The organism is Mesorhizobium sp. C416B (genome assembly GCF_030323165.1).
In the GTDB taxonomy this organism is placed as follows: Bacteria; Pseudomonadota; Alphaproteobacteria; order Rhizobiales; family Rhizobiaceae; genus Mesorhizobium.
Map to the genome: position 1 here is coordinate 295,451 of NZ_CP100471.1, position 18,001 is coordinate 313,451.

At 62.7% G+C, this 18,001-nt stretch carries 19 protein-coding genes; 1 reads left to right on the forward strand and 18 read right to left on the reverse strand.

Annotation, left to right across the window (positions count from 1 at the left end):
- Positions 1 to 29 precede the first annotated feature (29 nt).
- The 13 genes from lpxB to NLY43_RS01570 form a co-directional block, all read right to left on the reverse strand.
- Entirely contained in the window at positions 30 to 1,208 is a 1,179-nt protein-coding gene (lpxB, locus tag NLY43_RS01510; protein WP_023684699.1) for a lipid-A-disaccharide synthase, read from the reverse strand.
- Positions 1,198 to 2,100 (reverse strand): LpxI family protein, encoded by a 903-nt coding sequence (locus NLY43_RS01515; RefSeq protein ID WP_023684698.1) that lies wholly within the window; start codon positions 2,098 to 2,100, stop codon positions 1,198 to 1,200. Before NLY43_RS01515 ends, lpxB begins: the two co-directional genes overlap by 11 nt.
- Entirely contained in the window at positions 2,087 to 2,920 is an 834-nt protein-coding gene (gene lpxA, locus NLY43_RS01520) for an acyl-ACP--UDP-N-acetylglucosamine O-acyltransferase (RefSeq protein WP_023693447.1), read from the reverse strand. Before lpxA ends, NLY43_RS01515 begins: the two co-directional genes overlap by 14 nt.
- A gap of 15 nt (positions 2,921 to 2,935) precedes the next feature.
- The gene (fabZ, locus tag NLY43_RS01525; protein WP_023684696.1) at positions 2,936 to 3,388 is read right to left on the reverse strand and encodes a 3-hydroxyacyl-ACP dehydratase FabZ; all 453 of its coding nucleotides are present in this window, start codon (positions 3,386 to 3,388) and stop codon (positions 2,936 to 2,938) included.
- A 1-nt stretch (position 3,389) separates the two neighbouring features.
- Entirely contained in the window at positions 3,390 to 4,448 is a 1,059-nt protein-coding gene (gene lpxD / locus NLY43_RS01530; RefSeq protein WP_023688576.1) for a UDP-3-O-(3-hydroxymyristoyl)glucosamine N-acyltransferase, read from the reverse strand.
- Between the two features lie 77 nt (positions 4,449 to 4,525).
- Complete coding sequence (gene bamA, locus NLY43_RS01535) at positions 4,526 to 6,898, reverse strand: outer membrane protein assembly factor BamA (protein WP_023696557.1); 2,373 nt, start codon at positions 6,896 to 6,898, stop codon at positions 4,526 to 4,528.
- A gap of 217 nt (positions 6,899 to 7,115) precedes the next feature.
- On the reverse strand, positions 7,116 to 8,258 hold the full coding sequence (gene rseP, locus NLY43_RS01540; protein WP_023712353.1) for an RIP metalloprotease RseP: 1,143 nt from the start codon (positions 8,256 to 8,258) through the stop codon (positions 7,116 to 7,118).
- Between the two features lie 103 nt (positions 8,259 to 8,361).
- On the reverse strand, positions 8,362 to 9,177 hold the full coding sequence (locus NLY43_RS01545; RefSeq protein WP_023712354.1) for a phosphatidate cytidylyltransferase: 816 nt from the start codon (positions 9,175 to 9,177) through the stop codon (positions 8,362 to 8,364).
- A gap of 11 nt (positions 9,178 to 9,188) precedes the next feature.
- Entirely contained in the window at positions 9,189 to 9,911 is a 723-nt protein-coding gene (locus NLY43_RS01550) for an isoprenyl transferase (protein WP_031199580.1), read from the reverse strand.
- Between the two features lie 31 nt (positions 9,912 to 9,942).
- The gene (gene frr, locus NLY43_RS01555) at positions 9,943 to 10,497 is read right to left on the reverse strand and encodes a ribosome recycling factor (RefSeq protein WP_023671027.1); all 555 of its coding nucleotides are present in this window, start codon (positions 10,495 to 10,497) and stop codon (positions 9,943 to 9,945) included.
- 100 nt (positions 10,498 to 10,597) lie between these two features.
- Entirely contained in the window at positions 10,598 to 11,320 is a 723-nt protein-coding gene (gene pyrH / locus NLY43_RS01560) for a UMP kinase (protein ID WP_023671026.1), read from the reverse strand.
- 150 nt (positions 11,321 to 11,470) lie between these two features.
- Positions 11,471 to 12,580: an aldo/keto reductase gene (locus NLY43_RS01565; protein ID WP_023712355.1), complete on the reverse strand. Its 1,110-nt coding sequence runs from the start codon at positions 12,578 to 12,580 to the stop codon at positions 11,471 to 11,473.
- 34 nt (positions 12,581 to 12,614) lie between these two features.
- Entirely contained in the window at positions 12,615 to 13,142 is a 528-nt protein-coding gene (locus NLY43_RS01570) for a nuclear transport factor 2 family protein (RefSeq protein WP_023671025.1), read from the reverse strand.
- A 99-nt stretch (positions 13,143 to 13,241) separates the two neighbouring features.
- On the opposite strand from NLY43_RS01570, the gene NLY43_RS01575 reads away from it, so the two are divergent.
- On the forward strand, positions 13,242 to 14,168 hold the full coding sequence (locus tag NLY43_RS01575; RefSeq protein WP_023712356.1) for a LysR substrate-binding domain-containing protein: 927 nt from the start codon (positions 13,242 to 13,244) through the stop codon (positions 14,166 to 14,168).
- Positions 14,169 to 14,201: 33 nt separating this feature from the next.
- On the opposite strand, the gene tsf is transcribed toward NLY43_RS01575, so the two are convergent.
- The 5 genes from tsf to NLY43_RS01600 all read right to left on the reverse strand — a co-directional run bounded on the left by tsf (position 14,202) and on the right by NLY43_RS01600 (position 17,958).
- Positions 14,202 to 15,122 carry a translation elongation factor Ts gene (gene tsf / locus NLY43_RS01580; protein ID WP_023706229.1) on the reverse strand — a complete coding sequence of 307 codons (921 nt, stop codon included), beginning with the start codon at positions 15,120 to 15,122 and terminating at the stop codon, positions 14,202 to 14,204.
- A 108-nt stretch (positions 15,123 to 15,230) separates the two neighbouring features.
- Entirely contained in the window at positions 15,231 to 16,019 is a 789-nt protein-coding gene (gene rpsB / locus NLY43_RS01585; RefSeq protein ID WP_023671022.1) for a 30S ribosomal protein S2, read from the reverse strand.
- 177 nt (positions 16,020 to 16,196) lie between these two features.
- Positions 16,197 to 16,808 carry a LysE family translocator gene (locus NLY43_RS01590; RefSeq protein ID WP_023706228.1) on the reverse strand — a complete coding sequence of 204 codons (612 nt, stop codon included), beginning with the start codon at positions 16,806 to 16,808 and terminating at the stop codon, positions 16,197 to 16,199.
- On the reverse strand, positions 16,805 to 17,083 hold the full coding sequence (locus NLY43_RS01595) for a DUF4031 domain-containing protein (protein WP_023671020.1): 279 nt from the start codon (positions 17,081 to 17,083) through the stop codon (positions 16,805 to 16,807). The genes NLY43_RS01590 and NLY43_RS01595 overlap by 4 nt, the downstream gene beginning before the upstream one ends.
- 44 nt (positions 17,084 to 17,127) lie before the next feature.
- Complete coding sequence (locus NLY43_RS01600) at positions 17,128 to 17,958, reverse strand: cell envelope integrity EipB family protein (RefSeq protein WP_023671019.1); 831 nt, start codon at positions 17,956 to 17,958, stop codon at positions 17,128 to 17,130.
- Positions 17,959 to 18,001: the final 43 nt, after the last annotated feature.

Sequence of the window (18,001 nt, forward strand, 5' to 3'; positions counted from 1 at the left end):
ACTATTCACTATTCACTATTCACTATTCACTACGGCCTATTCGCTCTCCCGATGTGGCGAAGAACGACATCGGCGGCGATGTCGCCGGAGGGCCTGTCGGTGGCCATGCGTCTGGCAACCTCGCCAAAGCCGTCCTTTTGCCAGGCGCGGTAGGCGGTGTCTGAAAACAGTGCCTCGAGCTGCCGCGCCAGATAGTGCGGCCGCACATACTGGTTGTAGCTTTCCGGCACGACCGGCCGGTCGGCAATAAGGTTGGGCAAAGCAGCGCTCCACACCGTGATCAGGCTCTGCGCCATCAGCATGATCGGATCGAACTTGTAGCAAGAGATCATCGGTACACCCGACAACGCCAGTTCCAGCGACACCGTTCCTGACGCGATCAGCGCCGCATCGGCCTTGCCGAAGGCCTGCCACTTGCGCTCGGGATCGAGGATGACTTCCGGCTCCTGATCCCAGCGCGCCACCGATGTTTTGACCAGTTCGGCGACATGCGGCACCGTCGGCAGCAACAGCCGCAGCCGGTGGCCACGCGCGCGCAGCGCCGACACCGTCTCGCCGAACGGACCGATAAGCCGGCTCACCTCGCCGCGCCGCGACCCTGGCAGGACGAGCAGCGTCTTGACGTGATCGGCCGAGAGATCGCGTGGCTGGGCTTGCGCCCTGGCCGCGCCCAGCACGCCTGGATCATGCGTGAGGCGATGTCCGACGTAAGTGCCGGGCGGGCCGCCGAGACGGCTGAGCTCCTTTACCTCGAAAGGCAGGATGCACAGTATGTGGTCGACATACGGCTTCATCGCGGCCGCCCTACCCGGCCGCCACGCCCAGACGCTCGGGCAGACATAATGGACGATCGGGATCGACGGATCGGCGGCGCGGATCTTTTTGGCGACGCGCAGCGAGAAATCGGGGCTGTCGATGGTGATCAGACAGTCGGGTTTTTCGGCGGCAACAGCACTTGCCGTCTGGCTGATCCGCCGCATCAGGCGCGGCAAGTCACGGAGGATGGCGCTGAGCCCCATCAGCGCGATCTCGGCGCCGTCGAACAGCGGCGCCAGTCCGAGCGCCTGCAGATGCCGCCCGCCAGTGCCGACGAGTTGCACCTCGCGCCCGGTCATGCGCTTCAGCGCCTGCACGATGTCGGCGCCCAGCAGGTCGCCGGATTCTTCGCCGGCGACGATGGCAATCTTCAGCGGCTTCTCAGCTGCCATGGACAGACTCCGCAGCCGGCAGGCCGAACACGAACAGGCCGAGCGCATTGGCGCGCGCGACAACGGCGGGGCCTTCGAGGATGAGCGAACGGCCGGCTTCGACGGCAATGCCGGCCAGCCCCGCGGCATGCGCCGCCTCGACGGTCCGGGGGCCAATAGATGGCAGATCGGCACGCAATTCCTGGCCAGGCTTGGCGCATTTGACCAGGACACCGCGCGTCTTGCCGGCCAGCCTGCCATGGCCGCGCAACTGCTGCGTCCGCTCGAGCAGTCCGTGGGTGCCCTCGACGCCTTCCAGGGCAACAGTGCGGCCACCGATGGCAATTGCCGCCTGACCAATGTCGAGCGCGCCGATGGCCTTTGCCGCCGCGTGTGCCGCCTCGATATCGCGCCAGTCGGACTTTCGCGGCGCTGCTTTGGTCAGCGGCCCTTCGGCCGCGACGAGCCGGGGCACGACTTCATGCGCACCGACAACCTTGACGCCCCGTGCCTCCAGGCCGCGGGTCAATATCTTCAACAGCCCGTCATCGCCGCGGGCAAGCGCCATGGCGAGCGAGGGTATAAGTGCCAGTAGCCCAAGGTTCGGACGCATGTCGACCAACCGCGGCCTGCGCCTGATCTCGCCGGCAAGCACAAGATGGGTGATTCGCCGGCGCCTCAGCAACGCAACCAGCGAGCCGATGTCTTCCAGCGCAAGGCTTTCATGCTCATAGATTGTGAGGTCGGACTGACGGTCGGCCTGACCTTCGACCAGGATGATGACGGGCGGATGTCCGGCCTCCGCCAGGCCGGCGGCAACTTCGACCGGCAAGCTACCGCCGCCGGCAATGATGCCGACCCTGGCGTCCGGCGCAAGATCGAGGCCCGTTGAAGTGGCCTCAGCCTTCGTCATCGGCATCGTCGCCGTCGCCACCCTTAAGCGACGGGACGGCAAAATGCCGCTTGCCGCGACTGGTGATGAAATCGATGATTTTCATGGCCGTCGGCGACGACGCAAACTCGGCCTTGGCGAATTCGATGTTCTCGCCGACAGTGCGGGAGCGGTCGAAGATGGTCTTGTAAGCCTTGCGCAGCAGGTAGATTTCGGCGCGCGGCAACCCGGCGCGCTTCAGGCCGATGATGTTGAGTCCACGCAGGCTGGCGCGATTGCCCACCGCAATGGCGTAGGGAATGACATCGCCGACAAAAGCCGAGCAGCCGCCGAGAAAGGCGTTGTCACCAATACGCACGAACTGATGAACGGCGCTGAGGCCGCCAATATAAACGCTGTCACCGACCTCGCAATGGCCGCCCAGGGTCGCGCCATTGGCGAAGGTGGCGTTTTTACCGACGACGCAATCATGGGCAATGTGGGCATAGGCAAGGAAATTGCCGTTGTCGCCGACGGTCGTCTCACCGCGGCTGGAATCGGTGCCGAGATGCATGGTCACGCCTTCGCGGATCGTGCAGTGCTGGCCGATGACCAAAGTGGTGCGGCCGCCCTTGTGCTTGGTGTTCTGCGGCGGTCCGCCCAGTGTCGCCATTGGATAGACCTTGGTCGCGGCGCCAATGGTTGTCGCGCCCAGCACCGAGACATGGCTGACCAGTTCGACGCGGTCACCGATCACGGCGTCAGCGCCGACATAGCAGAAAGGTCCTATTGCGGCGCCTTCGCCGACCTGCGCGCCGGCCTCGATGACGGCCGAGGGGTGGATTGAAGTCTGTATTTTCATGAGCATTTCGAACCGTCAGCCGGTAACCATCATTGCCGAGATCTCGGCTTCGGCGGCCTTTGTGCCCTCCACCATGGCCTCGCAGGCGAATTTGAGCAGGTTGCCGCGCATCTTGATTTTCTTGACGTGGATTTTCAACTGGTCGCCCGGGACGACCGGTTTGCGGAATTTCGCATTATCGATGGTCAGGAAATAGACCAGCGACGGCTTTTCCGTGTTGAGGTTACGGATGCAGATCGCGCCGGCCGTCTGCGCCATGGCCTCGACGATGAGCACGCCCGGCATCACCGGCTGATCCGGGAAATGGCCCTGAAAATGCGGCTCATTGATGGTCACGTTCTTGATGCCGATGGCAGAATCATTGCCGTCGATTTCGATGATGCGGTCGATCATCAGGAAGGGATAGCGATGCGGTAAAAGCTTCATCAACCCCAATATATCGACCGCTTCGAGCGTCGCCGGCACCATCTCAGCTACTTCCCCCTTCGCCCTGCTTGCGCGTCCTGGCGAGCTTCCTCAGCATGGCGATCTCGCGCATGGCTTCCGCCATCGGCTGCGCCGGATAGCCTCCCCAGATCTCGCCCGCCGGCACGTTGCTCATGAACCCGCTTCTTGCAGCAAGCTTGGCCCCTGATCCGATGGTCAAATGATCGGCAAGGCCAACGCCGCCGCCCATGGTGACACCATCACCGACGGTGACGGAGCCGGAAATACCAGAGAGCCCGGCAATAATGCAATTGCGGCCGATGCGAACGTTATGGGCGATCTGCACCAGATTGTCGATCTTGGTGCCCTGACCGATGACCGTATCCGACATGGCGCCGCGATCGACGGTCGTGTTCGAGCCGATTTCGACATCGTCCTGGATGATGACGCGGCCGACCTGCGGCACACGCTCAGGGCCTTTGGCGCCGCCGACAAAGCCGAAGCCGTCCTGGCCTATCCTGGCGCCGCCATGAATGATGACGCGGTTGCCGATCAGCGCATACTGAACACTGACACCCGGCCCAATGTAGCCGTCACGGCCGATCTGGCAGGAGGGGCCGATAACGGCGTGGGGGGCAATGACCGTTCCGCTGCCGATGGAAGCGCGGGGGCCGATGACCGCTCCGGCCTCGATGATCGCCCCGGCCTCGATATGCGCCGAGGCATCGACATGAGCTTGCGGCGAGACCCCGGTTTCGCTGGTCATCGGTCCCGGCGTAGCCGCCGTCGGGAACAGCAGCCGGCCGATCATGGCGAAGGCCTGCTGCGGGCGCGGATGAACCAGAACCGCGATGCCGGCCGGCGCCTTGCCCGCGAACTCGGCGGGACAAAACACGGCCGCCGCCTTCAGCGACTGCATCAGCGCGAAATTGCGCTTGCCGTCGACGAAGACGAGCGCACCCTCGCCGCCTTCATTGGCTGGCGCCAACGCATCGATCGATATGTGGGCAAGATCGGAATCGACGAGCGATGCGCCGGTCAGATTCGCGACTTCGCCGGCCGTATACCGGCGTGATGGCGCGAAGAACACCGGATCGGTCATTCCAGAAGCAATATCCAGCTAGGTCGGATCAATTCTCTTCCGGACCCCAACGGCCCGGAAGCATCGTTACCGCAAGATCAGAAGCGGCTCGACATGCCGAAGTTGAATTCCTGCACGTCGTCGGTCTTTTCCTTCTTGACGGGCATCGCGTAGTCAATGCGGATCGGGCCGAAAGGCGATGACCACAACAAGCCGACACCAACCGAAGCGCGCAACTCTAGATCAGTTGAAGCTTGAGTAACCCCGGCGACGTTAATCTTGCTGCCATACAGTGTGGCGGCATCAGCAAACACGGCGCCGCGCACACCAAAGCTTTCCGGAATGACCGGTATCGGGAACTGAGCTTCCGCCGACGCATTGAAATAGGTGGTGCCGCCAAGGTGGTCACCCGTTGCAATATCCGCAGGACCGATGCCACCATACTCGAAGCCGCGGATCATGCGGTCGCTGCTCTGGAACTGATCGAAGATACGCAAGCCGTTATCGCCATAGCCCGCAATATGGCCAGCACCGCCCGAGATCAGGCCGACCAGATCCAGCTGTTCGGACAGCGTCTGGTAGACGGTGCCACGACCGGTAACCTTGACGAATTTGGCATCACCACCAAGGCCGGCCACTTCCACGGTGGTGGTGGCGTAGATGCCTTCATGCGGGCTCTTCATGTCGTCGATGGTGTTGTAGACCAGCCCAAGGCTGACCGACGACTTGATCCACGGGCTTTCGTCAATTCCCTGGACGATCGCCGGAGATATCTTGCAGTCGGCGTCAGGAATCCCATCGTGAGGCGTGTCATCGCAACCGTCGTCGAGCTTGTATTTCTCCTGGGCGATATTGTACGCCAACTGGGTCGAGATGTTGTCGGTGATCGGCAGACCGAACCGAACTGTCGCGCCCAGGGTCTCGCTGTCGTATTTGCTGTAATTCCGGGTCTGCTGGAAGATGTCGAAGCCGGCAGCGATACGGCGCCCGAGGAAATAGGGTTCGGTGAAGGACAGGCTGTAGTCGCGCGAATTCTTGCCGCCACCCGCCGAAACCTTGATGTACTGGCCACGACCGAGGAAGTTGCGCTCCGCGACCGAACCTTCGACGGACGGACCGGCAGTGTCGCCACCGGTCGAATAACCTGCGCCGACAGAGAACTCGCCGGTCGATTTCTCAACCACGTCAACCACGAGCACGACCTGATCAGGTTCCGAGCCCGGCACGGTGGAAACGTCGACTTTCTCAAAATAATCCAGCCGTTCCAGCCGCTTCTTCGCGCGCTGGATCAAGACCTGGTTGAAGGCGTCGCCTTCGCTAACATCGAATTCACGACGAATGACATAGTCGCGTGTGCGGTCGTTGCCGCGGATTTCGATGCGCTCGATATAGGCCTTGGTGCCCTGGTCGATCGTATAGACGACCGAAATGGTGTGGTTCTCGAAGTTGCGATCGCCGCGCGGCGTCACCTGGGCGAAGGCATAGCCCGAACCCGCGACCTTTTCGGTCAGCGCGATGATGGTGTCCTCGACATCCTTGGCGTTGTAGACGTCGCCCTTGTGGGTCTGAACCACCGATTCCAGCGCCTTCGAGTCGACTTCGGGAATGGTGCTCTCGACGCTGACGTCGCCGAACGTATAGCGGTCGCCTTCCTGGACGGTGATGGTAACGGTGTACTGGTTGGTCGTGTCGTCGAGCTCGCCGACAGCTGAGACCACCTGGAAGTCGGCATAGCCGTGATTGTAATAGAAGCGGCGCAGCGATTCCTGGTCGGCGCGGAGCTTGTCCTCGTCATAGACGTCGTCACGCAGCACGAAGGACAGGAAGCTCGAGCGCTTGGTGGCGATGACGTCAGACAGGCGGCGGCTCGAATAGGCGCTGTTGCCGACGAAATTGACAGCGGCGATCTTGGTGCGGCCGCCTTCGTTGATGTTGAAGACCACGTTCACGCGGTTGTCGCCGAGATCCATGATCTGCGTCGTGACAGCGGCGTCATCGCGGCCAATTCGCCTGTAGGCAGCCTTCACCGCCTCGACATCGGAGTCCAGCGTTGCCTGCGAAAACGTCCCGCGCGGCTTCAACTGCACGGCGACTGCCAGCGCGTTGTCCTTGAGCTTCTTGTTGCCCTGGAACAGAACCTGGTTGACGACCTGGTATTCGGTAACCTTGACTACCAGCGTCGAACCGACCTGATTGATCTGCACGTCCGAGAACAGCCCGGTGCCGAACAGCGCCTTGACCGCATCGTCGATATCGGCGCTGGAAAACGCCTTGCCCGGCTTGATCGTGATGTAGTTGCGGATGGTGTCGGCGTCGACACGCTGGTTGCCGCTGACCTCGACTCTCGAGACAACGGCTGCCTGCGCCGCAGATGTGGCAACGAACTGCACGGCGAGCGCACCTGGTACAACCAGAGCGGCGGACATAGCCACCGCGGACGCGGCGCTCAAAAATTTGGATGCTGCCTTCATCGGGCTTTTGTACCTTTTCTCGAAGTCCCCACGGCGAGAAAACCGGACGTGCGGTAATTTCTCCTACCGTATTAACCGGATTTTCCCTACACGCAAGGCTTCTGGTTAATTTGTAATTACTTAACCCTGATGCGTGGCTTTCGCGTCACGCATACCCCCGTGCATGGTAAACGGCGTCTCAACATTGCCGGTGCTGAAGCCAAATTTCTTCATGATTTCAGCACCCAAACAGATCGTTCCAGAAGACGAAGCCCATAAATCCCAGCACCAGAAAGAGGCCGGCCCGGTATCCCATTTCCATCATCCGCTCCGATACCGGACGCCGGAAAACGGCTTCGAGTGCGTAGAACAGGAGATGGCCGCCGTCGAGGGGGGGAATCGGCAAAAGGTTCAGAATTCCGATCCCGACCGACAGGCCGGCGACGAGTTGCACCAGCCATAGGAAGCCCAGCTTTGCCGCCTGCCCCGACATCTTGGCGATCTTGATCGGGCCGCCCAGCTGGCATTTGTCTTCGCGGCCGACAACGAATCGCTGCAGGAACTGGCCGGTGCGCTGAATGACGTGCCCCGTCTCCTCGACCGCGGCGCCGACTGCTCCGACAGGGCTGTAGGTGATCAGCCTGGGCTGGCCGACATCCTTGTTGTTGACGACGCCGATGACGGCCACCTTGACCTTGTTGCCCAGTGCGTCCAACTGCTCCATCGGCTCCGGCGTCGCGACGACCGTGACCTCCTTGCCGTCGCGCAACATGGTGAAGGTGATGGCGTCGCCGCCGCGGCCCGAAACTAGGCGCTGGACGTCGGCGAAGGTCTCAACCTTGCTGCTGTCGACGGCGACGAATCGGTCGCCTGGCAAAATGCCGGCCCTTGCGGCTGGACTGCCGGCGGTGACCGCCGCCACCATCGGCTCAAACACAGGGCGGCCATAGAGGGAAAACAGCACGGCAAAGACGGCAATGGTCAAAAGGAAGTTGAACAGCGGTCCGGCCACCACCGTGGCGGCGCGTTTCCAGATGGCTTGCGTGTGGAAGGCGACCTTGCGTTCAGCGTCAGTCAGCGTTTCCAGATCTTCCGAACTCGGCTGGCTCGACGTGGCGCTCATGTCGCCGACGAATTTGACATAACCGCCGAGCGGTATGGCGCAGAGCTTCCAGCGCGTGCCGTGGCTGTCGTTGAAGCCGAGAAGTTCGGGGCCGAAGCCGATCGAAAAGGCCTTCACGCCAATGCCGCACCAGCGGCCGACCAGGTAATGGCCCATTTCGTGAATGAAGACGACCACGGTCAGCACGAACAGAAACGGCACCAGCGTGCCGAGGACAAAGCCTTCCGTGCTGAAAAACGCGTGAAGAATTTCGTTCAACTCATGCCCTCAAATTCACCTGCGGCAAAAGGTGTCGCCGCGACTGTGACATCAATCCAGGCGAATCCGTGGCGTGCGCCATTTCTTCGCCGTGAAATATCACTCAAGCCGGAAACAGCCCCTGCGCCGGATGATGGGCGCCCGCCGAAATCCAGCCGATCACGTATAGGGCAAAAGCCGCCGCGACAAGCCCGTCCACCCTGTCCATGACACCGCCATGCCCGGGTATCAACGCGCTTGAATCCTTGCGGCCGTGGCGGCGCTTGACCCAGGATTCGAAGAGATCGCCAGCCTGGGCAACAATCGACAGCACCAGCGCAACCAAGGCGAGGACGCCAAGATTGCCGGCCCCGGCGGCGGCAGCCAGAAGCACGCCGGCGGCCACGCCGCCGACAGCGCCGCCAAGCGCGCCGCTCTGCGTCTTGCCGGGGGATATAGATGGCGCGAGCTTGGGCCCACCGACGGAGCGGCCGACGAAATAGGCGAAGATGTCGGTCGCCCAGACCACGGCGAACAGAAACAGGATTGCGACCAGGCCGGGATGGTCGCCGCCGCGCAGCAGCGCCAGCGATAAGCCGGACAAAGCCGCGTAGGCAAGACCGCCTGCATCCCATTGCGCCGCTCCATGCATACGGGCGCCGACAGCAGCGATCACAACCATGGCCAGGACAAGAGACAGAAGCCACGATGCCGGCACGCCTGCAACCAGGGCGACGACGAAAACCAGAAGCAGCGCTTCGGGAATGAAGCCGAGGGTCGCACCGGCCAAGGGGCGCGACATGCGCGCCCATTCATAGAAGATGACCGCCGATATCCCGGCGCAAAGCAGGCGGAACCACAGCCCTCCCAACCAGGTCAGGCCAAGCGTTATTGCGGCCAGCACCAGCGCCGAGACGATGCGAAGCTGAAGATTGTTCATCCCGCCGCCGATCACGAGGCAGCGACATCTTGAGCGGCAAGCCCGCCAAAACGGCGCTCGCGGCCAGCAAAATCGCGCAATGCGTCGGCCAGGTGTTCGCGGCTGAAGTCAGGCCAGTAGCAAGGCAGAAAAACCAGTTCGCTGTAGGCTGCCTGCCACAGAAGGAAGTTCGACAGCCGAAGCTCGCCACTGGTGCGGATGACCAGCTCCGGATCGGGAATGCCTGCGGTGTCGAGGGCGGCGGCAAAAGTGTCTGCCGTGATCGCCTCTGCGTCGATCTCGCCGCGCGCCACTGCGGCTGCGAGCTTGCGTGCCGTGCGCACGATCTCGTCGCGCCCGCCATAGTTGAAGGCGATGACCAAGGTCAGCGATTCATTGCGGGCAGTCAGCGATTCGGCCTCTTCGAGCACGCCCCTGATGTCCGGCTGCAGCCCCGCCCTGTCACCGATGATCCTGACGCGCACACCGTTCTGGTGCAGTTCGGCCAGATCGCGGCGGATGAACAGCTTCAAAAGCCCCATCAGGTCGCTGACTTCGGCCTTGGGCCGCGACCAGTTTTCCGACGAAAAGGCGTAGACGGTCAGGAAGGAAATGCCGAGACCGGGCGCGGCGCGCACCGTCTTGCGCAGCGCCTCGACGCCAGCGCGATGGCCGGCAAGCCGCGGCATGCCGCGCGCCTTGGCCCAGCGTCCGTTTCCATCCATGATGATCGCGACATGCGCGGGCGTTGCCATGGTCTCGCTTTCGGGCCGGTGTGGGCCGACCCTAAACCTGCATGATTTCAGCTTCCTTATCGGAAAGCAGGTGATCGATGGTGCTGATCGTCTCGTCGGTCAGCTTCTGGACCTGATCGGAGCGCTTGCGCTGATCGTCCTCGCTGATGTCGCCGTCCTTTTCCGCCTTCTTCAAGAAGTCCATGCCGTCGCGACGGACATGGCGCACCGCAACGCGGGCGTTCTCGGCGTAGCCATGCGAAATCTTGACCAGTTCCTTGCGGCGCTGCTCGTTGAGCTCGGGCAGCGGAATTCTGAGATTGGTGCCGTCGACGATCGGATTGAAGCCGAGATTGGATTCTCTGATGGCACGGTCGACCGCGCCGACCATCGACTTGTCCCAGACCGAAACCGAAATCATGCGCGGCTCCGGCACCGACACGTTGGCCACCTGGTTGATGGGCATGGTGGTGCCGTAGGCCTGGACCTGGATGGCGTCGAGCAGATTGCTGGAGGCACGGCCGGTGCGCAGCGAAGCCAGATCGTGCTTGAAGGCGGCGATCGCGCCATCCATGCGCCGCTTGAGGTCGTCGAACTCACCACTCATCTTAGTCTCCTCGACCCGTTTGATCCGGGTTCACTGCTTAGGGCCTATATCCGGACCCTCTTTCGAAAACTGATCCCTTTTTAGGAGAGTATACTCCGGATTATTCGTCGGCGACGATCGTGCAACGGCCGCCGCCCCGCAGAATATCGCCGAAACCACCTTTTTCGTGGATCGAATAGACGATTATCGGGATGTTGTTTTCGCGCGCAAGTGCAATTGCGGCGGTATCCATGATCGAAAGGCCCTTGTTGATGACTTCGGCATGGCTGATGCGCTCGAAGCGGGTCGCATTCGGATCCTTCTTGGGATCGGCCGAATAGACGCCGTCGACCTGGGTGCCCTTGAACAGCGCGTCGGCGCCGATCTCGGCGGCGCGCAAGGCCGCGGCCGAATCGGTGGTGAAGAACGGATTGCCGGTGCCGCCGGCGAAAATGACGACCTTGCCCTGGTTCATATAGGCGGTGGCCTGGCGCTGGGAAAAACTCTCGCAAAGTTCGGGCATGGCTATGGCCGACAGCACGACGGCGTCGACGCCGATCTTGTTCAGCGAGGTGCGCAGCGCCAGCGAGTTGATGACGGTGGCCAGCATGCCCATGTGGTCGCCGGTGACACGGTCGCCGCCCTTGGATGCCACCGCCACGCCGCGAAAGATATTGCCGCCGCCAATGACGACGCCGACCTCGATACCAAGTGCGCGGGCTTCGGCGATGTCGGCGGCGATTCGGTCGACCACCGAGACATCGATGCCGAAATGCTGCTCGCCCATCAACGCTTCGCCCGACGCTTTCAGCAGGACACGTCGATAGAGGGGCTTTGCCGTCATCTGGACCTCGTCATTGTTGCGTGTGGCAGCCTGGGCAGGCCGCCCTCGCGCGGGCGCCGCCGCTGGCGCGATGCCGAGTTCCGATACACGAAGGGCGCCGCGATGTCACGCGGCGCCCCTCGCCCAATTCCGCCTTCCCGTCGCGGCCCGTCAGTTGCTGGTGATGCTGACGGCGTCGCCGTCGACCAGCAGCGGCGGCGCATAACCCAACGGCTTGTCGCCGGTCACGGCGCCGCCGGTAACCCGGGCTTGTATGTCGGAACCGAAATAGGCGTACGGGAATGGCGGCGGTGTCTTGCTGACCGTATCCAGCCGCGCGCGAAGCTCGGCGGGTAAAGTGAAATCCAACGCCGCCAGATTGTCCTGCAACTGCGCCAGCTTGGTGGCGCCAAGAATCACGGTGGCGATGCCCGGTTGCGTTGCCACCCAGTTGAGCGCGACCTGCGCCATGCTGCGTCCGAGTTCGGCGGCAACTTTTTCGAGCTCCGCCACGATCGCCCAGTTGCGCTCGGTGAACTTCTGGAACCCCGGATGAGTGGTGTTGCGAAAGCCGTCGAGCCGGCCGGCATGGCCTTTCTGCGTCGGCCGGTACTTGCCGCTGAGCAGCCCGCTGGCCAGCGGGCTCCACACCATGATTCCTGCGCCATGGCGGGTGCCGAAGGGCACGAACTCATTTTCGATCGAACGCTCCGCCAGCGAATATTCAAGCTGCAGGGCCGACACCGGCTCGTAGCCGCGCCACTCGGCGATCGTCTGCGCGCGGGCAGCATACCAGGCCGGCACATCGGACAGGCCGACATGGCGAATTTTGCCCGCACGCACGAGATCATCCATCGTGCGCATGACCTCCTCGGCCGGCGTCAGCCCGTCCCAGACATGCAGGAGGTAGAGGTCGATATAATCAGTGCCCAACCGCTTCAGGGAAGCGTCCACGGCGCGCAAGATGTTCTTGCGGCCATTGCCGCCGGCGTTCGGATTGCCGGGCTCCGCGTTGAAGGTGAATTTCGTGGCGATCACCGCTTTGTCGCGCAAGCCTCGCTCGGCGATGAATTCGCCGAGCCAGGTTTCGGCTGTGCCGCCGGTGTAGAGGTCGGCGGTGTCGAAGAAATTGCCGCCGGCCTCGACATAGGCGTCGGCCATGGCGCGCGCGGTTTCCCTGTCCGCGCCCCAGCCCCATTCGGTGCCAAAGGTCATGGTGCCCAGTGCCAGCCGGCTGACGCGCAGGCCGCTGTTGCCCAGTGTGTAATAGCTCATGGTCATGGTGTTTTTCCTATCCTGATTTCTTGACGCCGGCTCACTGGCCAGGCGTCATCTTGACCCAGGGATTGCCGCGCTCATGCGTGGCGCGGAAAACGAAGCCGTCGACTTTCCAGCCGGTCCCGGAGCGAACCAGATGGTGCTCGTAGGTGCCCCAGACTTCCCACAGCGGGTCGCCATTGCCTTCCATCCGGTTCCAGGCATAGCCGTTCGAAGAGACGGTCGCCGCGTCCGCCTCAAAGATCACCTGGTGATTGGTGCGCAGATGCAGGCTGGTCTTGCTGCCCCTGAGGTTGCCGGCCCAGGTACCGATCAGATTGTCGGAGGGGATGGTGGCGGCAGGCTGTCCTGACAGGCTGCTGAAGTCGACGGTGACACGGTCGGCGAAATAGGAGCGGGCAAGCTTCCAGTCCTGCGCATCGACGGCACGGTCGATGGCATCGGCGATGCGGATGACGGCGCGTTCGTCGGCGAGCGCGCGCCAACCGGACGGCTCGGCGCCGCCGGCGTCGACCGGCGCTAGGGCAAGGCCTGCGGCGAAGGTAGCGTGTTTCAAGGCATCCATCTCTCTTCTCCTTTGTGCATCGGTGATGGCAATATGGGTCAGCCTGTCGGCATCGAGAAGATTGAAGTGTTTGCAAGGACTATGCGATATCATGCATGAATGGACCGGGATCTGCTCAGTCATTTGCCTGTCATCGTCGCCGTTGCCCGACGCGGCGGCTTTGCGCTTGCCGCGGCCGAACTGGGCATGTCCCCATCCGCCGTCAGCCATGCGGTGCGCCTCGTGGAGGGGCGGATCGGCCAGCCGCTGTTTGCGCGCACCACGCGCAGCGTCTCGCTGACGGAAGCCGGCAAGGCGCTGGTGGAGACGGCAGCCCCTGCTCTCCAGGATATCGCCGACCGGATGGACCGCATCCGAGCCATCAAGGGCCGGCCCTCCGGCTTGCTCAGGTTGAACGTTCCCAACATCGCCGTTCCACTTGCCGTCACTCCCGTGGTCGCCGCGATGGCTGAACGCTATCCTGATGTGACCATCGAATTGCTCATCGACCAGGAGCTGGTGGACATTGTCGGCGAGGGTTTTGATGCCGGCATCCGGCTGGGCGAGATGATCGCACAGGACATGGTCACGGTCCGGCTGACGCCGCCATTCAACGCCGTGATCGTCGCCTCCCCCGCCTATGTCGGCCGGCATGGCCGTCCGCGCGGTGTGACGGATCTTTCGGACCACAATTGCGTCGGCTACCGGCTTGTGCGCTCCGGCGCACTCTATCGCTGGGACCTGACCGAGGACGGCAAGGATGTCGTGGCCGAGACGAAGGGTACGGTCATCGTTACCGATTCGCTGGCCGCGATCGACCTTGCGCTTGCCGGCGTCGGGCTGATCTATGTGTTCGAGCCGCTGGTGCGCGCGGAATTGGCCGCCGGCCGCCTCGTTCAGATCCTGCCGCAAACGGCGATCGAGGAGCCCGGCCTCTTCCTCTACTTCCCGCGCAGGGCGTCGATGGCGCCAAAGCTCAGGGCCTTCATCGACACCGCACAAGAAATCGGCCGAGCATCCTTGCGGACACCCGGCCGAGTTGCCTGAGCTGAGAAGCCCTTTTCGGGGCTATTTTTAAAACTACTTCTTCACCGCCGCCGCGACTTCCGCCGCGAAATCGGTCTCTTCCTTTTCGATGCCTTCGCCCAGCGCAAAGCGCAGATAGGCGGAGATCTTGGCCGGAGCGCCGATGTCCTTCTCGGCATCCTTCAGCGCCTGCTCGACAGTGATGTCGGGATTGAGCACGAAGGCCTGCTTGAGGAGCACGACTTCCTCGTAGAACTTGCGCAGGCGGCCTTCGACCATCTTTTCGATGATCGCTTCCGGCTTGCCGGACTGGCGCGCCTGGTCGGCGAAGATCGCCTTCTCGCGCTCGACCGCTGCCGGATCGATCTGCTCGGCGGTCAACGCCAGCGGGTTGGTGGCGGCGACATGCATGGCGACATGGCGGCCAAAGGCGTTGGCGGCATGCTCATTGCCCGTCGTCTCGATCGCGACCAGAACGCCGAGCTTGCCAAGACCATCGGCAACCGCATTGTGGACGTAGGTTGCGACAGCACCGTGCGGGACGGTGAGCTTGGCCGAACGGCGGAAGCTCATGTTCTCGCCAATGGTGCCAACGGCGTCCTTGATGGTGTCAGTGACCGACTTGTCCGAACCCGGATACTTTGCGGCAGAGACAGCCTCCGTCGTGCCATAAGCAAGCGCGACCTTGGCGACATTGCGAACGATCTCCTGGAACTGCTCGTTGCGGGCCACGAAATCGGTCTCGGAGTTAACCTCGACGATGGCGGCCTCGCGGACGCCGGAGTCGACGCCGATCAGGCCTTCGGCGGCAGTACGGCCAGCCTTCTTGTCGGCCTTGGAAATGCCCTTCTTGCGCAGCCAGTCGACGGCCTCTTCGATGTTGCCGTTGGTCTCGGTCAACGCCGCCTTGCAGTCCATCATGCCCGCGCCGGTCAAGTCGCGGAGTTCTTTGACCTGTGCAGCCGAAATGCTCATTGTCGCCTCTTTGTTTTAAATGCACCGACGCACCACCGGTACTCGGTGATGCGTCCGTCTAGCGTGCCAAATATGAGAATGATGAAGGCCGCAACCGGCCTTCGATTGTCAAGCTTCCGGAGCGTCCGCAGCCGGGGCCGGAGCCGGATCAAGCGCCGGTTCGACCGGAGCTTCGACCGAGGCGCCGATGTCGACGCCGAGCGCGCCCTGCTGGCGGGCGATGCCGTCGATGGCAGCCTTGGCGATCAGGTCGCAATAGAGCTGGATGGCGCGCGCCGCGTCGTCATTACCGGGGATCGGGAAGTCGATCTTGTCCGGATCGCAGTTCGAATCGATGATGGCAACGACCGGAATGCCGAGGCGCTTGGCCTCGAGAATGGCGATCGCTTCCTTGTTGGTGTCGATGACGAACATCAGGTCGGGCGTCGAGCCCATGTCCTTGATACCGCCGAGCGCCTTGTCGAGCTTCTCGCGCTCGCGGTCGAGGTTCAGGCGTTCCTTCTTGGTCAGGCCCTGGGCTTCGCCGGCCAGCATCTCGTCGAGCTTGCGCAGGCGCTGGATCGAATTCGAGATCGTCTTCCAGTTGGTCAGCATGCCGCCGAGCCAACGCGAGTTGACATAGTATTGGGCCGAACGCTGTGCGGCGTCGGCGACGATGTCGGACGCTTGGCGCTTGGTGCCGACGAACAGCACGCGGCCGCCCTTGGCAACGGTGTCGGAAACCTGCTTCAGAGCCTGGTGCAGCAAAGGCACCGTCTGCGACAGGTCGATGATGTGGATGTTGTTGCGGGCGCCGTAGATGTAAGGCGCCATCTTCGGGTTCCAGCGGTGGGTCTGGTGGCCGAAGTGAATGCCAGCTTCCAAAAGCTGGCGCATGCTGAAATCAGGCAGTGCCATTCTTAGTTCCTTTTCCGGTTAGCCTCCACGGACACAGGCATTTTTGGACTTTGTCCTCGAACGCCACCGGAGGTTTCAGCCGGATTTCTCCCGGGCAGACACCAAAGTCCGTGTGTGGAATGAGCGCGCATATAGAGGGGAAGCGCTGCAAACGCAAGCGGTGAGGTGCTTCATCGCTCAGCGTGCGGCAATCAGCGCTCCGGTGCCGATCATGGCGCTGCCGGCGAACCGGTTAATCAGCCGCATGCGTTCGGGCGTCCTGAGCCAGCCGGATGCCCTGCCCGCCAGCGCGGCGTAGATGCCAATGGTGAGAATATTGGCGCCGACGACGACTGCCACCACCAGCAGGCCGTCGGCAAACGTCATGGTGTCGAGGTTGAGGATCAGCGGCATGATCGAGGCGTGGAACAGGATCGCCTTCGGGTTGCCGAGCGCCACGGAGGCGCCAAGCAGGAACGACCGCGACAATCCGGTTTGGGGGATTCCTTGCGCGGCCGATTGCGCGGCCGCGGCCCGCCACATCTTGATGCCGAGGAAAATCAGGTAGGCCGCACCGGCGTATTTCAACAGGAGAAACACCCATTCGAAGGTCTGGGCCAGCGCCACCAGCCCGAGCAGTGCCAGGGTGACCAGCACGGCATCGCCGGCGGCAATGCCCATTCCGGCGACGAACGCACGCAGGAAGCCGCGTGCCACGCCGTTGGTGATCACCGTGAACATCGCCGGTCCCGGCGTGGCGGCGGCAAGTGTGATGGCAAGGCAATAAGCCAGGAATGCCGTTAGGGTCACGATCGGCCCTTTCCGTTGGGTACCCGTACGCGCCTGAAGATCGCAACGATCTCCTCGCGGCTGCATTCGATGGCGCCGAGCCGCACCGCCCGGTCGCGCTCGAAGCCGGTTATGTCATAGTGCGGCGCCGATGTCCTGGGCGGCCCCTGGTAGGACGAACGCTTGACGCCAAGCTCGGCGGCGAAACGATGCAGTTCGTCCGTATCGTCGGCCATCAGGTGGCACCAGCGATGGCCGGCCCATTTCCAGATCGCCGCATCGACATAGACCGCCATCGGGAACTGCCATCAAGCCTGCCGTGGCCAGCGCCGCATTGTTGCTATTTCGAGACCGGGCAAGGCTTGGTCTGATCGAACAGCGACAGGTTGACCAGCTTTCCGGTCATCGAGAACTCGCCATAGTCCATTGTGAGGTCGCGGGTGATGCCGTTCTCGTGCAGCTTGAAGCTGATGCGGTATTCCGGCACCTCTTCGCCCGATTTGTCGGTCTCGTCGAAATAGGCGATGTCGACCGGCCAGTATTTGTCGCCTGCAAGCTTGGCCAGCGCCGGCGCTTCGGGGTCGGCCTTGTCGCCCTCGGCCTTCTTGCCGACGATGACGGTGGTGGTCATCACCTTGTTGGCATCCTCCGAACCGTCGAACAGGCTGGTTTCGTAGAAATTCTCGCCCTTCTCGGCCTTGCCGATCAGTTCGACCAGATGCTGGGTCGGGAACTGAGTGGCGGCGAGTTCCAGGCTGTTCTTCTCGGGCTTGTCGATGTCGACCTTGAGGCCCTTGGTCTCTTTCGTGGCGGTGCCCTTGACCTCCTTGTCGAGGTTCTGGTCGACGAAGGATTTGGTCACGAACGAGAAGGTCTTGCCTTCGGCGTCCTCGAACGTGGTCGTCTGCTGGTCGGTCAGCCTGGTGTTGTCGCCGGTGGCGATCTGGGTGACGAAACGGAATTTTACCGTATAGCCCTCGCAGGGCGAGCCGTTGAACTCATAGACCATGCGGCCGGAAATGCCGGTGATGCCCGAGCGGTCCGACGCCTTGTCGAGGGTAAGATCGTAGACGGCGCGATGCGCCTGCAGCGCCGGCACGGCAAAGGCCGGAGCCATCGAGAACAGCACCGGAACGAGAACGGCGTGGAAGGCAAGGCGCGTTGCGCGCATAAGGGGCTCCGATCGTCGCAGCTGATGGCAGGCCGCAGGTAAA

Excerpts from the sequence above, each read along its gene's own strand:
- frr (WP_023671027.1), bottom strand. The coding sequence starts at position 10,497 with ATGAGTGGTGAGTTCGACGACCTCAAGCGGCGCATGGATGGCGCGATC.
- NLY43_RS01515 (WP_023684698.1), bottom strand. The coding sequence starts at position 2,100 with ATGACGAAGGCTGAGGCCACTTCAACGGGCCTCGATCTTGCGCCGGAC.
- NLY43_RS01570 (WP_023671025.1), bottom strand. The coding sequence starts at position 13,142 with ATGGATGCCTTGAAACACGCTACCTTCGCCGCAGGCCTTGCCCTAGCG.
- lpxA (WP_023693447.1), bottom strand. The coding sequence starts at position 2,920 with ATGAAAATACAGACTTCAATCCACCCCTCGGCCGTCATCGAGGCCGGC.
- bamA (WP_023696557.1), bottom strand. The coding sequence starts at position 6,898 with ATGAAGGCAGCATCCAAATTTTTGAGCGCCGCGTCCGCGGTGGCTATG.
- tsf (WP_023706229.1), bottom strand. The coding sequence starts at position 15,122 with ATGAGCATTTCGGCTGCACAGGTCAAAGAACTCCGCGACTTGACCGGC.
- NLY43_RS01545 (WP_023712354.1), bottom strand. The coding sequence starts at position 9,177 with ATGAACAATCTTCAGCTTCGCATCGTCTCGGCGCTGGTGCTGGCCGCA.
- NLY43_RS01575 (WP_023712356.1), top strand. The coding sequence starts at position 13,242 with ATGGACCGGGATCTGCTCAGTCATTTGCCTGTCATCGTCGCCGTTGCC.
- rpsB (WP_023671022.1), bottom strand. The coding sequence starts at position 16,019 with ATGGCACTGCCTGATTTCAGCATGCGCCAGCTTTTGGAAGCTGGCATT.
- lpxB (WP_023684699.1), bottom strand. The coding sequence starts at position 1,208 with ATGGCAGCTGAGAAGCCGCTGAAGATTGCCATCGTCGCCGGCGAAGAA.
- NLY43_RS01595 (WP_023671020.1), bottom strand. The coding sequence starts at position 17,083 with ATGGCGGTCTATGTCGATGCGGCGATCTGGAAATGGGCCGGCCATCGC.
- pyrH (WP_023671026.1), bottom strand. The coding sequence starts at position 11,320 with ATGACGGCAAAGCCCCTCTATCGACGTGTCCTGCTGAAAGCGTCGGGC.
- NLY43_RS01600 (WP_023671019.1), bottom strand. The coding sequence starts at position 17,958 with ATGCGCGCAACGCGCCTTGCCTTCCACGCCGTTCTCGTTCCGGTGCTG.
- lpxD (WP_023688576.1), bottom strand. The coding sequence starts at position 4,448 with ATGACCGATCCGGTGTTCTTCGCGCCATCACGCCGGTATACGGCCGGC.
- NLY43_RS01565 (WP_023712355.1), bottom strand. The coding sequence starts at position 12,580 with ATGACCATGAGCTATTACACACTGGGCAACAGCGGCCTGCGCGTCAGC.
- NLY43_RS01550 (WP_031199580.1), bottom strand. The coding sequence starts at position 9,911 with ATGGCAACGCCCGCGCATGTCGCGATCATCATGGATGGAAACGGACGC.
- fabZ (WP_023684696.1), bottom strand. The coding sequence starts at position 3,388 with ATGGTGCCGGCGACGCTCGAAGCGGTCGATATATTGGGGTTGATGAAG.